We start from the raw sequence: 14,506 nt of genomic DNA, 5'->3' as shown, positions 1-14,506 counted from the left end.
GCCCGGTACCCTATGCCGACAGTCGCTATATTGCCCCCTCTTATTAAGAGGCGCTCCGGTATTCAGATACGCTGAAAACGGTAAACCCCATCCTCGCCCATCTCGCGACGCAAACGATCATCAAAATACAAGGCGTGCAGGTGGGCAATGGCCTCGCCCATGGCAAAGGTCATCTGGTGCGAGTCCAGCTTGCGGTGGAACAGCACGGGCAAAATGTCAGCGGCCGTACAAGGCTGGGAGCAGGCTTGCAGTACTTCTTCCAGACGCTCGGCGTGATGCTCCTGCTGCTGACGGATACGTTCGTGCATGCCACGGAAAGGCTTGCCGTGCGAAGGCAGCACCAGGGTGTCCGGGGCCAGATCCTGATAGGACAGCAACGAGTTCAGGTACAAAGGCAAAGGATTGGCAAAGGGCTCGGTATCGAACACGCTGACATTGGTGGAGATACGCGGCAAGAGCATGTCACCAGAGATCAACACCTTCAGTTCTTCACAATACAAAGACATATGCTCGGGAGCATGGCCATAGCCCACGATCAAACGCCAGGGGCGACCGGCAATCACCACACGCTGACCATCCATCAAGCGTACAAAACGCTCGGGCACCGAAGGCACCATGGACGGGTAGTAATCCCCACGGCTGCGAATCTGCTCACGGGCTTTCTCGTCCTGCAGGCCATGACGGACAAAGTGCGCTTCTGCGGCCGCGCCATTCGGGCCACCGGCTTGCGCACCCGTCTGGCGTCCACCTGTACCCGACCACAGCTTGGCAATTGCGTAGTCCGTCATGCTGATCCACAGCGGCGCATTCCAGCGCTGGCACAACCAGTCCGCCAAACCGATGTGATCCGGGTGCATGTGAGTGACGATCACGCGCAGAACGGGCAAGCCTTGAAGCTCATTGTTAAAAACCTGTTCCCACAGCTCGAGTACTTCGGGGCGGGCCACGCCACAGTCCACAATCGTCCAGCCCTCGCGCCCGTCGATCTGGTCGCGCAATAACCACAGATTGATGTGATCCAGCGCAAAGGGCAAAGGCATGCGCAGCCAACGCACCCCCGGCGCCACTTCCAGGCTGCCGCCCGCTGGGGGCAGGGTATCTGCCCAGGGATAATTCAATTTTTGTTCGTTAGGATTCATGCTCGCTCCAATAGAATGGCTCTTGTAGGGCGTAAGGGCTGTCCATACTAAAAGGCCCTGGTTCGCACCCCGGCTCTATGGCATGATAGTTTACGTTTACGTAAATCACACTAAAAATGACAACGACAACCTGGACAATATCGGATCTGGCGCACGAGTTTGGCATCACGCCTCGCACCCTGCGCTTCTATGAAGATCAAGGAATCTTGAGCCCGCTGCGTCAAGGTACACAGCGCATTTATCAGCCCCGTGATCGCGCCCGCCTGAAACTGGCCCTGCGCGGCAAAAGGCTGGGACTGCAGTTATCGGAGATTCTGCGACTGATCAATATGTATGAATCCCCGATGGACACCGCCTCCCAGCTTAAGCATTATCAGGAGGTCCTGACCGAGCACCGCCTGCGTCTGGAGCGACAACGGCAGGATCTGGACCAGACCCTGCAGGAAATTCAGGATCAGCTCGATATCTGTCACACCATGAGCGAACAATTGAAGCTGGAGTCCCGATAAGGGAAAACCCATATATATGACGTTTACGTAAACGTAATATAAATACGATTCCACAACCCATTTATTTCCACGGAGTGTCTCATGAGCCTGCCCGGCCTGAATTTCGATCTTGGCTCCGACCTGGACATGCTGCGCGACGCTGTCGCCGACTTCTCCCAGGCCGAAATTGCCCCCTTAGCGGCTCAACTGGATCACGATGACCAGTTCCCCATGCACTTGTGGAAGAAGTTCGGTGAGATGGGTTTGCTGGGCATGACCGTCAGCGAAGAATACGGTGGTGCCAACCTGGGCTATCTGGCCCACATGATCGCGATGGAAGAAATCTCGCGTGCCAGCGCCTCGGTGGCCCTGTCCTATGGCGCGCACTCCAATCTCTGCGTGAACCAGATCAACCGCAACGGGACAGAGGCCCAGAAGCAGAAATACCTGCCCAAGCTGATCAGCGGCGAGCATGTCGGTGCCCTGGCCATGAGTGAGCCCGGTGCCGGTTCGGACGTCGTCAGCATGAAGTTGCGCGCCGAAAAGAAGGGCGATCGCTACGTACTCAATGGCTCCAAAATGTGGATTACCAACGGCCCGGACGCCGACACCCTGGTGGTGTACGCCAAGACGGATCCGCAAGCCGGTGCGCGCGGCATTACCGCCTTTCTGATCGAAAAAGATTTTGCTGGTTTCTCCGTTGCCCAAAAGCTGGACAAGCTAGGCATGCGCGGCAGCCACACGGGTGAACTGGTGTTCCAGGACTGCGAAGTACCGGAAGAAAACGTACTGGGCCAGCTCAATGGTGGCGTCAAAGTACTGATGTCCGGCCTGGACTACGAACGTGCCGTCCTGGCCGGTGGTCCACTGGGCATCATGCAAGCCGTCATGGACGTCGTGATTCCCTACATTCACGATCGCAAGCAGTTCGGCCAGGCCATTGGCGAATTTCAGCTGATTCAGGGCAAGATGGCCGATATGTACACCACCCTGCAAGCCAGCCGCGCCCTGTGCTATGCCGTGGGCAAGAACCTGGATCGTCTGGGTGCCGGCCACGTGCGTTCCGTGCGTAAAGACTGCGCTGCCGCGATTCTTTACAGCGCGGAAAAAGCCACCTGGATGGCCGGTGAAGGCATCCAGATTCTGGGCGGCAACGGCTACATCAACGAGTTTCCCACAGGCCGTCTGTGGCGCGATGCCAAACTGTACGAGATCGGCGCGGGCACCAGCGAAATCCGCCGCATGCTGATCGGTCGCGAATTGTTCGCCGAAACCGCCTAAAAAGGCACAGGCATGTCCAACCCTGACTTTGGCGAAACGACTGTCATCACCCCGGTTCAGAAACCGGGGATGACCGCTATCCAGGTGGCCCAGACCATGCTCAATGGTTTCAATCGCCACTATGCACTGTTTCGCTACAGCGCCCAGCGCGCCAAGTCTTTGTACGAATCGGGCGACTGGCATGGCATTCAGCAGCTCTCGCGCGAACGTATCGAGTACTACGCGACACGGGTGCGCGAATGCGCGGCCATGCTTAGCCAGAGCCTGCGTCTGCATCAACCTACGCCATCCGATCCGGCCCATCTGGACGATGCCCAGCAGCAATTGTGGTTGCAGGCCAAAGCTGAATTTGTGCGTTTGCTCTCGGGCCACCGTCAGCCCGAATGTGCGGAGACCTTCTTCAACTCCGTCTCCTGCCGCGTGCTGCACCGGCACTACTTTCGCAACGAATTCATTTTCGTGCGCCCAGCCGTTGCCACGGATTACCTGGACGGCGCACTGCCTTCATATCGCGTCTATTACCCCACCCAAGAGGGTCTGGAAGCCAGTCTGACCAGTATGCTGGCCGACTTCGGTCTGGCTGCCCCCTTTGCCGACCTGCCGCGCGATGTACGCACCTTGGCCCGCATGGCCGTGCGTCAACTATGCCGCCGTCTGCCGCGCGGCTATGGCTCGCGCATTGGCTCGGACTGCCAGATTCAGGTGCTGAACTCCCTGTTCTTTCGCAACAAGGGTGCCTATGTGGTGGGCCGACTGATCAACCAGGGCGAAGTGCTACCGTTCTCCCTGGCCATTTTGCATCGCCCCTCGGGACACTTGTATATAGACGCCTTGTTGCACACCACGGACGACCTGTCCACGCTGTTCAGCTTTACGCGCGCCTATTTCCTGGTCGATATGGAAGCGCCGTCGGCCTATGTGGACTTCCTGTCCAGCCTGCTGCCGCGCAAACCCAAGGCCGAGCTATACACCGCCATCGGTCTGCAAAAGCAGGGCAAGACCCTGTTCTACCGCGACTTTCTGCATCACCTGTCGCACTCGCACGATCACTTTGATCTGGCTCCCGGTATTGCCGGTATGGTGATGACGGTATTTACCTTGCCGTCCTACCCCTATGTGTTCAAACTGATCCGCGACCGTATTCAAAAGCAGGGCATGGACCATGCCACGGTACGCAGCAAATACCAGTTGGTCAAAAAGCATGATCGTGTCGGACGCATGGCCGACACCTGGGATTACGCCCAGGTTGCCTTACCCAAGGCGCGCTTTTCCGACGCCTTGCTGGAAGAACTGCGCCGCGAAGTGCCCAGCCTGCTGGAAGAGTCCGAGGACACCATCTTGCTGCGTCACGTCTACATTGAACGACGCATGACCCCGCTGAATCTGTATCTGAACAAGGCCAGCGACCCCGCCCTCAATGCCGCTGTCGACCAGTACGGCAAAGCAATCCGCGAGCTGGCTGCTGCCGACATTTTCCCAGGCGATATGCTGTTCAAGAACTTTGGTGTAACCCGCCTGGGCCGCGTCGTCTTCTATGACTACGACGAAATCCAGCACATGCGCGAGATGAACTTTCGCGCCATTCCACCCGCACCGAACGAAGAAGCCGAAATGGCCAGCGAACCCTGGTATCCGATCGGCCCGAACGATGTATTTCCTGAAGAATTCGGCTACTTTCTACTAACCGACCCACGCATTCGCAAAGCCTTCATGGCCCACCATGCCGAACTGCTCGAACCTGAGTGGTGGTCCCAATGTCGCTTGCGGGTAACACAAGGTCGGATCGAAAATATTTTTCCGTACAACAAAGATCGGCAGCTGCACGAGTTTGCCAAACGCGCGCCGGTCTCCTCTTTGCAACCAGGAGTCTTTCATGACTAATTCCGTTGTCATCGTCTCGATCGCCCGCACCCCTATGGGCGGCATGATGGGTAGCCTGTCCGATCTGGCCGCCCACGAACTGGGCGCCGTCGCCATCAAGGCGGCCATGGAGCGTTCGGGCATTCCGGCCGACAAGGTCGATGAAGTGATCATGGGTAATGTGCTGCAAGCCGGTCAGGGCCAGGCCCCCGCGCGCCAGGCTGCCTTGGGCGCCGGTCTACCCCAGGGTGTGGCTTGCACCACCATTCACAAAGTGTGCGGTTCCGGTCTGAAAGCCGCTATGTTTGCCCACGATCTGCTCAAAGCAGGCAGTGTGGACGTGGTGGTGGCTGGCGGTCAGGAAAGCATGAGCAACGCCCCTTATCTGCTGCTTAAAGGCCGCCAGGGCTACCGCTACGGCCATTCCACCGTCTATGACCACATGGCCATGGACGGTCTGGAAGATGCCTACAGCCGTGGCACCGCCATGGGCGTGTTTGCCGAAGACTGCGCCAGCAAATACGAATTCAGCCGCGAAGAGCAAGACGCTTACGCGCTGGAATCGCTGCGCCGCGCTCGCCAAGCCAGCGATGACGGCAGCTTTGAATGGGAAATTGCGCCCGTGACCATTGCGGGTCGCAAGGGTGATGTCGTCATTGCCAAGGACGAAGCCCCTGCCAAAGCCATGCCCGAGAAGATCCCCACGCTGCGTCCCGCTTTCAAGAAAGACGGCACGGTTACCGCTGCCAACGCCTCGTCCATTTCGGACGGCGCCGCCGCCATGGTGATCACCACTGAAGACAAGGCCAAAGAACTGGGCGCAACACCGCTGGCCCGCATTGTGGCTCACACCCAGCACGCTCAGGAACCCGCCTGGTTCACCACCGCACCGGTGGCCGCTATCCAGAAGCTGCTGGATAAAACCGGCTGGAGCGTGGCCGATGTGGACCTGTTCGAGATCAACGAAGCCTTTGCCGTGGTCACCATGGCCGCCATGAAAGAGCTGAACATCCCGCATGACAAGGTCAACATCCACGGTGGCGCCACGGCCCTGGGCCACCCCATCGGTGCATCGGGTGCTCGCCTTTTGGCGACCTTGATCGGCGCCCTGCGCAAGACCGGCGGCAAGCGTGGTATTGCTTCGCTGTGCATTGGCGGTGGCGAAGCGGTCGCCCTGGCCGTCGAGCTGGTTTAAAGCAAGCTCATCAGCCGGGCTGCGGCCCGGCTGATTTTATGGGCTTTTCTCTGTTCTCTTTCCAGGCACGCCATGTCAGTTATTGAATCCCGCATCAATCCGCGTTCCCAAGACTTTCAGGACAACGCCTCGATCATGCAGGCCCTGATCCTTGATCTGCGCCAAAAGCTACAGAAAACCGCTTTGGGCGGGTCTGAATCCTCCCGGCAACGCCATGTGGGTCGCGGCAAACTGCTGCCCCGCGAGCGCGTCGAACGGCTGCTTGATCCCGGTACTCCCTTTCTGGAACTCTCGCCTCTGGCTGCCCAGGACGTCTATAACAACGAGTCTCCCGGCGCGGGCATCATCACGGGCATTGGCCGCATTGCGGGCATTGAATGCGTGGTGGTCTGCAACGACGCCACGGTCAAAGGCGGTACCTACTATCCGCTGACTGTTAAAAAGCATTTGCGTGCCCAGGAAATTGCCCAGCAGAACAATCTGCCTTGCGTATACCTGGTGGACTCGGGCGGGGCCAACCTGCCCAACCAGGAAGACGTCTTCCCGGACCGGGACCACTTTGGCCGCATCTTCTACAACCAGGCCAATATGTCGGCCCAGGGGATTGCACAGATCGCCGTGGTGATGGGTTCGTGTACCGCTGGCGGTGCCTACGTTCCGGCCATGAGCGATGAGTCCATCATCGTGCGCGACCAGGGCACCATCTTCCTGGGTGGCCCGCCACTAGTGAAAGCCGCAACAGGTGAAGAAGTCAGCGCCGAAGACTTGGGCGGTGGCGATGTGCACACCCGTCTGTCCGGCGTGGCCGACCATCTGGCCGAGAACGATCTGCATGCGCTGGAATTGGCACGCCGCTGCGTCGGCCGCCTGAACCGCGAGAAAAAACTGCCCTGGCCGCTGAAAGAAGTACGCGAGCCACGTTACGACCCGCAAGAGTTGAACGGCATCATCCCCGCCGATACCCGCAAGCCCTACGATGTGCGCGAAGTGATCGCCCGCATTGTGGATGACTCCGATTTTGATGAATTCAAAGCCCGCTTTGGCACCACGCTGGTGACCGGCTTTGCCCATATTCACGGCATGCCCGTGGGCATCATCGCTAACAACGGCATTCTGTTCTCGGAAGCGGCTCAAAAAGGCGCCCACTTCATTGAACTGTGCTGCCAGCGCAAGACGCCCCTGGTGTTCCTGCAAAACATCACCGGCTTCATGGTGGGCCGCAAATACGAAAACGAAGGGATTGCCCGCCACGGCGCCAAACTGGTCACCGCCGTATCCACGGCTGCCGTACCCAAGTTCACCGTGATTCTGGGCGGCTCTTTCGGTGCCGGTAACTACGGCATGTGTGGCCGCGCATTCAGCCCGCGCCTGCTGTTTCTCTGGCCCAATGCTCGTATCTCGGTCATGGGTGGTGAGCAAGCTGCCAGCGTGCTGGCGACCGTGCGCCGTGATGGCCTGGAAGCCCGTGGCCAGACCTGGAGTGCCGAGGACGAGGAAGCCTTCAAAGCCCCAATCCGCGAACAATACGAACATGAAGGCCACCCCTACTACGCCACCGCGCGTTTGTGGGATGACGGCATCATCCAGCCTTCGGACACCCGGCGCGTTTTGGCCCTGGGTTTGTCCGCCGCCTTGAACGCCCCTATTGAAGACACCCGCTTTGGCGTGTTCCGCATGTAAGACAAGGAGACACTGTGTTTCAGACCCTGCTGATAGCCAATCGCGGTGAAATTGCCTGCCGGGTGGCCGCCACTGCCCGCAGCCTGGGGCTGCGTACCGTTGCGGTTTACTCCGACGCGGACGCGGACGCCCAGCACGTACGTGCTTGTGATCAAGCCGTGCGCATCGGTGGCCCCGAGCCACGCGACAGTTACTTGAAGATCGACGCCATTCTGGAAGCGGCCCGTGCCACTGGTGCCAATGCCATCCACCCTGGTTATGGTTTTCTGTCCGAGAACGAGCACTTTGCTCGCGCTTGTGAAGAAGCCGGCATTATTTTTGTAGGCCCACCCGCTCAAGCCATTGCGGCTATGGGCAGCAAATCCGCCGCCAAATCCCTGATGGAAAAAGCCGGTGTGCCTTTGGTGCCCGGTTACCACGGCGACAACCAGGACCCCGACTTTCTGCACCAGCAAGCCGACCAGATCGGCTACCCCGTGCTGATCAAGGCCAGTGCTGGCGGTGGCGGCAAGGGCATGCGTATTGTGGAAGAGTCCGGCGCGTTCCTGGAAGCCTTGCGCTCTTGCCAGCGCGAAGCCGCAAGCAGCTTTAGCGACGACCGCGTGCTGATCGAACGCTATATCACCAAACCACGCCATATCGAAATCCAGGTCTTTGGTGACCAACATGGTGAGTACGTGTACCTGTTCGAGCGCGATTGCTCGGTACAGCGCCGTCACCAGAAAGTGATTGAAGAAGCTCCCGCCCCCGGCATGACGCCCGAGCGTCGCCAGGCCATGGGCGAAGCCGCCATTGCAGCGGCCCGCGCCGTGAACTATGTGGGCGCAGGCACGGTGGAATTCATTGCCGAACAGGACGGACGTTTCTACTTCATGGAAATGAATACCCGTCTGCAAGTGGAGCACCCCGTCACCGAACTGATTACTGGCCACGACTTGGTGGAATGGCAACTGCGTGTGGCCGATGGCCAGCCTTTGCCGGCCAAACAGGACGAGCTGAGCATTAATGGCCACGCCATTGAAGTTCGCATTTACGCAGAGAATCCTGATAAGGACTTTCTGCCGTCCATCGGTACGCTGCGCAGCTTGCAGTACCCCGCCCATGCGTCCTTCACCTCCGGTGAGGTGCGTATCGACAGCGGTGTGCGTGAAGGCAGCGTCATCAGCCCCTTCTACGACCCCATGATCGCCAAGGTCATCACTCATGGTGCTGATCGTGAACAGGCTCGTCGTCGCCTGATTCGCACGCTGGCGGACACTCAGGTGGCCGGTGTTCACACCAACAAGACCTTCCTGCAACGTCTGCTGGGCGATGACGCCTTTGCCCAGGCCGATCTGGATACGGGCCTGATCCCACGCCGTCACGATGCGCTGTTCCCCAGCAATCAGGACGTTCCGGCTTCTGTGCTGGCCTTTGCCGCCTGCGCCGTACTGACTCACCAGGGTCTGAGCGGGCAAGCTCCCAACTCCGACCCGTGGGCCGTACATGACGGCTGGCGCCTCAGTGGGGACTACGATCAGAAAGTAGCCTTGCAACTGGGTGAACAAGCCCACGACGTGCTGCTGCAACGTCGTGAAAACCAGTGGCAGATCACGCTGGGCGAAGCTCAACACGCGCTGCGCTGGCAAGCCGAGGCAACGGCGGGTCTAGCCCAGACCTTGACCGTACGCCTGTGGCTGGATCAGGTCGAATACCGTGCCCAGGTGCTGCAAGATGGCGACCATCTGCAAGTGGCCCAGGCCGGTTCGGACTGGACCCTGGCCGTGGTCGACACCCTGGCCAGCGCCAGTACCAGCGGCCAGGAAGCGCACGGTGGCCACCTGACCGCTCCCATGCCGGGCAAGATTATTGCCCTGAATGTGGCTGCAGGTGACAGTGTCAAGCAGGGCGATGTGCTGCTGGTCATGGAAGCCATGAAAATGGAGCACTCCATTCAGGCACCTGCCGATGGCACCGTGGCCGAACTGTTCTTTGCGGTGGGCGATCAAGTGCCCGAAGGCGCAGAGCTGGTCACCATGGAGAGCTAAAACCTCTTCTTTCCAGCCCGCACAAAACGCATTGCCGGGCTAGAAAAATAGGCGTAAAGTCGCATTACCAAGAGCCCCCTTCCAGGGGCTCTTGCCGTTAAGAACGACTCATGACCGCCCAGCTTCTTACCCCCTACTGTGGTCGCTTTGCGCCTAGTCCCAGTGGTCCCTTGCACGAGGGTTCACTGGTTGCGGCCATGGCCAGCTACCTGGATGCACGCGCCCAGAACGGGCGCTGGTTGCTACGCATTGAAGATATAGACACGCCACGCGTGGTCGCCGGGGCAGACCAGATCATCATGCAGCAACTGCGGGGCCTGGGCATGCACTGGGATGGCGAAGTTCTATGGCAAAGCCAGCGGCTGGCTCGCTATCAGGACGTGTTTGACGGCCTGCGCGAGCGGGATCTGGTCTACGGCTGCACCTGCACCCGTCAGGAGATTCTGGCCGCCTCCATGCCGCTTGCCCCGGATTCGCATGAATATCCCTATGCAGGCACCTGCCGCCACGGCATCCCGGCAGATCGCGCCGTACGAGCCTGGCGGCTACGCGTACCGGAAGGGATGGAACACTTCACGGATCGCTGGGCCGGGCCGCAACAGCAGGACGTAGCCAAAGAAGTAGGGGACTACATTCTTAAACGCGCCGACAAACTCTGGGCATACCAGTTTGTGGTGGCCATTGATGATGCGGACAGCCAGATCACCGATGTCGTGCGTGGCGCAGACTTGCTCAGTTCCACGGCCCGCCAGCGGGTATTGCAAAAAATCCTGGGCCTGCCGCTCCCGCGTACCCTGCACGTACCGCTGGCCTGCGATGAGCAAGGCCGCAAGCTTTCCAAACAGAACCATGCCCCGGCCTTTGATCTGGACCATCCAATGGAAACGCTGCAACGAGTCTGGGCCTTTCTGGGCTTTGCTCCCCTGGTTGCCAACACTCTGGACGAGTTCTGGAGCCAGGCCACCAGCGCCTGGGCACGGCGCTTCCCCTTATCGCTTAGCTAAAATCCAGGTATCCATGCAGCACACTGGATTCTGAGCGCTGATTCCTTGCTGCCTGTTGCCTGTTGCCTGCTGCCTGCTGCCTGCTGCCTGCTGCCTGCTGCCTGCTGCCTGCTGCCTGCTGCCTGCTGCCTGCTGCCTGCTGCCAACCAGTGTGCCCCTCCGTCGGCTCTCTGTGCCAGCTTATTAGGTTTCAAATAAACGACAGTTTCTGCCCGAACAATCGATTTATGTTTCAATCATAAAGACGCCCCGCCGCACAGGGCGTCTGCCAGAGCAAAACCCGGTAAAAATCGGCCTCACCGCTCACGGCAGAACCCACCCAAGCCCTGAACCCCCCATTTGCCCCCTACCGCAAATCAGCGTAAAGTTTGGTCACTGGTTACCGAATTCACGCAGTTTTTTTAATCACTTAGGACGGCAACCTTATACCCATGTTTGATATCCTGGTTTATCTTTTCGAGACGTATTACAACCCCCAGTCCTGTCCCAAGGCGGAGGTTCTGGCCCACAAATTGGCCGCTATTGGCTTTGAAGACGAGGACATCAACGACGCACTGGGCTGGCTACATGCACTGGGCGAGACCTCGCAACAGTGTCAGCCTACCGCTCAACTCAGTCCCAACAGTCAGCGTATTTTTTCTGAGCACGAACAGAATGTGCTGGGCGCTGACGCGATGGGTTTCATCACCTTTTTGCAAAATTCCGGCGCTCTTACCGCCCACCTGCGCGAAATTCTGATTGAAAGCGCCATGACAGTGGACGAAAGCCCGGTCTCGTTGGACAAAATAAAAATTGTCGCCCTGATGGTTTTGTGGAGCCACGAAGCCGAAATCGATCATCTGATCTTTGAAGAGCTGCTCAGCGACGACTCCACCCGTCAGTCCCACTAAGCTGATACACAGGAACCTATTTTTTGTTCAAGAAACGGCCCCGATAAAGAGGGTCCTTCCACACAAAAAACCAAGGCCCGACTCCGACACTTCATCGGATTCGGGCCTTTTTGATGGGTCTTGCTGTCGCTTGGACGGTGTTTAACCTTCTTTGTGGATAAGGCAGACACTCAAGAAAGCCGGATTGTCTTTATTAGATAGGGGCAATCCGACTATAGGCTATTGAGCGCAACTGATCCGATCAGGCTCACTTGATTTCCTTCCTGTCCTTGTCCAGCATCGCGCGCAACAGGCTCTGACCATCCTCGACCACGGCAAACTCGCCGTAGCGGGCGGCATCGAAGCGATCTGCCGAGCCTTCCGCAAAGAACCAGGCATCTGTTCCAGGCGTCCAGTTACTGCGGTGACGGCGCATGCGCAAGCGCATCACATCGGAAGGTTCAGCCACAGGGCCTTCTTCGCTCCACAGGCGCTCCTGGCCGTCCTGCTCCAGATAAACACCCTTGAGCTGCGCCACCTTGTTCTCATCCAGCTGCACCGCCACAACCACCCACTGCTGAGCGTCCATCTTGGCAAGCGCATCCTTGGGCAAGCCCCAGGACAGGGCAGACAAGTTCTGCGACAGGGCAAAGTTCAAGGACATATAGTCGCCCTGCATCAGCGAACGGGGATCCACCGGAGCCAGCTCCAGCAACACCGTCTGACCATCGCTCAAGATACGTTCTTTTTGCACGATAGCGACGTTGGCCACACCCAGCACCAGCACCGTCCCCAACAAAACGCTGGCAAGAATGCCTTTGGGAGCCGCCTGCACCGGCGCGTCGGCCACCACTTTATTGCGACCTAGCTGACCCAGATACGCAAACACCAAGCAGCCTACGCCCGTTGCCAGCAAGAGTTCGGCCTTGTCCAGCAGACTGATGTTCAGGATGTAATACAGACGCCAAAGGCAGAACAGGCCCATTGCCACGGCCACGGCCAACAAGCTGAGATAGCGCCAGGCATAAGCCACCAGAATCCAGCTCAAAGCCAGAGCCACCGGCGGATAGGGTGTCCAGACCGCGCACAAGGCTGTCAGACCCAGCAAGGCAATGCCATAGACCAGAGGCTGGTCACGCCAGCCGCGCCAATAAAACGCCAGTATCGCCAAAGGAGCCATCGCCAGCAAAAAGCCAGCCACGGTCAGGTAAGGCCGCGACTCGTCCCAGAAGGGCATGGAATAAAACAGCGTGCCCGCCAAAACAAGATGAATCTGGGAAGCAAGCAGCAAAGACCAGAACAAGGGCAGCCAGAAATGCGGCTTGCGCTCACCACGCAAATAAAGATGTCCTAACAACAAGGCAGCAAAGAACATGAATGCAGCGGGCATTTCCAGCACCCAATAAGGCATCATGGTCCAGCGATCAAACAGACGCTCGATCACCAGAAACTCGATCGCGGCCAGTGCCCAAATCACCAGCAACATGCGCAATACGAACTGTCCTTTGGCCAGCCTGTACAGCAAGGTGCTGATCACGACGGCTATCATGGCGCTGACTTCATGTGGCCAGGGGTAACGCATGTCCACAAGCGGCACGCTAAGCAAGAGCACCGCGCACGCAACCCAGCCGCCGACCAGATCCCGGCTGGAGACCGTCTGAGCCTTGGCAAACAGTACGGGTGACACCAGAGCCATGATGCCGCCCAGTACACCCAGCGCTTCCAGACTCAAGTCCAGAGAAACAGCCAGGTACAGCAGAATAATCAGTGGTAACAGCAGGTATAGGAACAGCTTGATCACGCGCAGATACCAGGGGTGATGCTCGTCACTGTCCTGAGCGTCAGCGTGAACACTAAACTGTGCGTTGGCCAGGATCTGTGCTGTTGAGGCGGCAGGACTGCTTGCCATTGCTGCGTTTACTGATGCTTGAGTTGCGGCCGCTTCGGTTCCAGCATTTGTCTTGGTCGTGGCGTTGGTCGCTGCTGCACCCGTTGCCAAGGCCGTCCCCAAGGTGACATCTGACACCACATCATCTTTAACAGCCAGCGCCTCGCTACCATGAGTCCGTCGCCAATGGACAACCTGTTGCTGCAGGAAGCGCAGCAAGCCCAGACCCAGGCCCACAATCACCACCACGATCAGTAGAAACGCATCGCCTGCATACTCGATAATCAGCATGCTCAAGGAACCATACGCGCCGAACGAGGCCAAGGACATGATCAGCAAATCCGGGCGACGGTAGCGATAAACACCGTACAACGCCAGGAACAAGGCAAGACCGAGCAGGAAGTTGCCTTCCATGACCTGGGCACCGATGAAAAAGCCCACCGCAATCGCTGCTACACGCGGCACGATGCGCCACGGGTCATGACGCGCACGCCAGATGGTTTCGGCTGCCAGCAACAGCAGCGCATTGACGGCCAGAGCCAGCAAGGTCTGCGTGGTGTAGCTGCGCCCAAACCAGTCCAGACGGGCCACATCTATCCATAGGTAGAAGGCCGTATTGATCAGTACCAGCCACAGCACGGACAGAAAGACACTGCGCACGGTGAATACCCAAGGTATGATCAGCACAGTCCACAATGCGAAAAGCTGCCAAGGGTCTGCGCCAGTCTGATAAGTCTGGCCAATCAGTGCCAGCAAACCGCCCGTGGCCACGGCGGCCAGGCCGGTCAAAGCAGCAGGCACTCCCAGATCATGTCCCCAGCCACCGGAACGTCGGCGAAACAGCAAGGCCAGTCCTGCTGAAATCAGCACGGCACCTTGAGCCAGGGCAAATTTGGCGGCATGCCCCCAGTTTTCCCAATTGGCCGCAATCCAGGTCACCAGACCACTGGCAAGCAGCAAAACGGCCAAACCCCAGGCCAGTTTTGTCAGAAACACTCGCCAGTCAGTTGGCCATACGTTAGTCTTGTCAGGTCTCATAACTTGCATAGAGGGATAAGCACCTCGTATCATTTCG

Annotated in this window: 10 protein-coding genes; 8 read left to right on the top strand and 2 right to left on the bottom strand. The window is 58.5% G+C overall.

The features are described from left to right. Positions 1 to 62: 62 nt before the first annotated feature. The gene (locus tag AB7E06_RS03575) at positions 63 to 1,139 is read right to left on the bottom strand and encodes an MBL fold metallo-hydrolase (RefSeq protein WP_427955143.1); all 1,077 of its coding nucleotides are present in this window, start codon (positions 1,137 to 1,139) and stop codon (positions 63 to 65) included. A gap of 116 nt (positions 1,140 to 1,255) precedes the next feature. On the opposite strand from AB7E06_RS03575, the gene AB7E06_RS03570 reads away from it, so the two are divergent. The 8 genes from AB7E06_RS03570 to AB7E06_RS03535 all read left to right on the top strand — a co-directional run bounded on the left by AB7E06_RS03570 (position 1,256) and on the right by AB7E06_RS03535 (position 11,564). After that, positions 1,256 to 1,648: a MerR family transcriptional regulator gene (locus AB7E06_RS03570; RefSeq protein ID WP_094195239.1), complete on the top strand. Its 393-nt coding sequence runs from the start codon at positions 1,256 to 1,258 to the stop codon at positions 1,646 to 1,648. 81 nt (positions 1,649 to 1,729) lie between these two features. Further along, on the top strand, positions 1,730 to 2,908 hold the full coding sequence (locus AB7E06_RS03565) for an isovaleryl-CoA dehydrogenase (RefSeq protein WP_094195238.1): 1,179 nt from the start codon (positions 1,730 to 1,732) through the stop codon (positions 2,906 to 2,908). A 12-nt stretch (positions 2,909 to 2,920) separates the two neighbouring features. Next, the gene (gene aceK, locus AB7E06_RS03560; RefSeq protein WP_094195237.1) at positions 2,921 to 4,789 is read left to right on the top strand and encodes a bifunctional isocitrate dehydrogenase kinase/phosphatase; all 1,869 of its coding nucleotides are present in this window, start codon (positions 2,921 to 2,923) and stop codon (positions 4,787 to 4,789) included. Further along, complete coding sequence (locus tag AB7E06_RS03555; protein ID WP_108727065.1) at positions 4,782 to 5,963, top strand: acetyl-CoA C-acyltransferase; 1,182 nt, start codon at positions 4,782 to 4,784, stop codon at positions 5,961 to 5,963. The genes aceK and AB7E06_RS03555 overlap by 8 nt, the downstream gene beginning before the upstream one ends. Positions 5,964 to 6,035: 72 nt before the next feature. Next, entirely contained in the window at positions 6,036 to 7,643 is a 1,608-nt protein-coding gene (locus AB7E06_RS03550) for a carboxyl transferase domain-containing protein (RefSeq protein WP_094195235.1), read from the top strand. A gap of 14 nt (positions 7,644 to 7,657) precedes the next feature. Continuing rightward, positions 7,658 to 9,670, top strand: coding sequence for an acetyl/propionyl/methylcrotonyl-CoA carboxylase subunit alpha (locus AB7E06_RS03545; protein WP_427955137.1), 2,013 nt, complete (start codon positions 7,658 to 7,660; stop codon positions 9,668 to 9,670). A 110-nt stretch (positions 9,671 to 9,780) separates the two neighbouring features. Then, a complete protein-coding gene (gene gluQRS, locus AB7E06_RS03540; RefSeq protein ID WP_427955134.1) occupies positions 9,781 to 10,674 on the top strand; it encodes a tRNA glutamyl-Q(34) synthetase GluQRS in 894 nt (297 codons plus the stop codon). Between the two features lie 431 nt (positions 10,675 to 11,105). Beyond that, a complete protein-coding gene (locus AB7E06_RS03535) occupies positions 11,106 to 11,564 on the top strand; it encodes a DUF494 family protein (protein WP_042484796.1) in 459 nt (152 codons plus the stop codon). A 247-nt stretch (positions 11,565 to 11,811) separates the two neighbouring features. On the opposite strand, the gene AB7E06_RS03530 is transcribed toward AB7E06_RS03535, so the two are convergent. Further along, complete coding sequence (locus AB7E06_RS03530; protein WP_427955131.1) at positions 11,812 to 14,427, bottom strand: GDYXXLXY domain-containing protein; 2,616 nt, start codon at positions 14,425 to 14,427, stop codon at positions 11,812 to 11,814. Between the last annotated feature and the right edge of the window lie 79 nt (positions 14,428 to 14,506).

The sequence above is a fragment of the Alcaligenes sp. genome (assembly GCF_050255915.1).
Classification (GTDB): Bacteria; Pseudomonadota; Gammaproteobacteria; order Burkholderiales; family Burkholderiaceae_B; genus Alcaligenes; species Alcaligenes aquatilis.
Note: the sequence above shows the minus strand (reverse complement) of the source record. Positions and strands in the feature narration are given on the sequence as shown.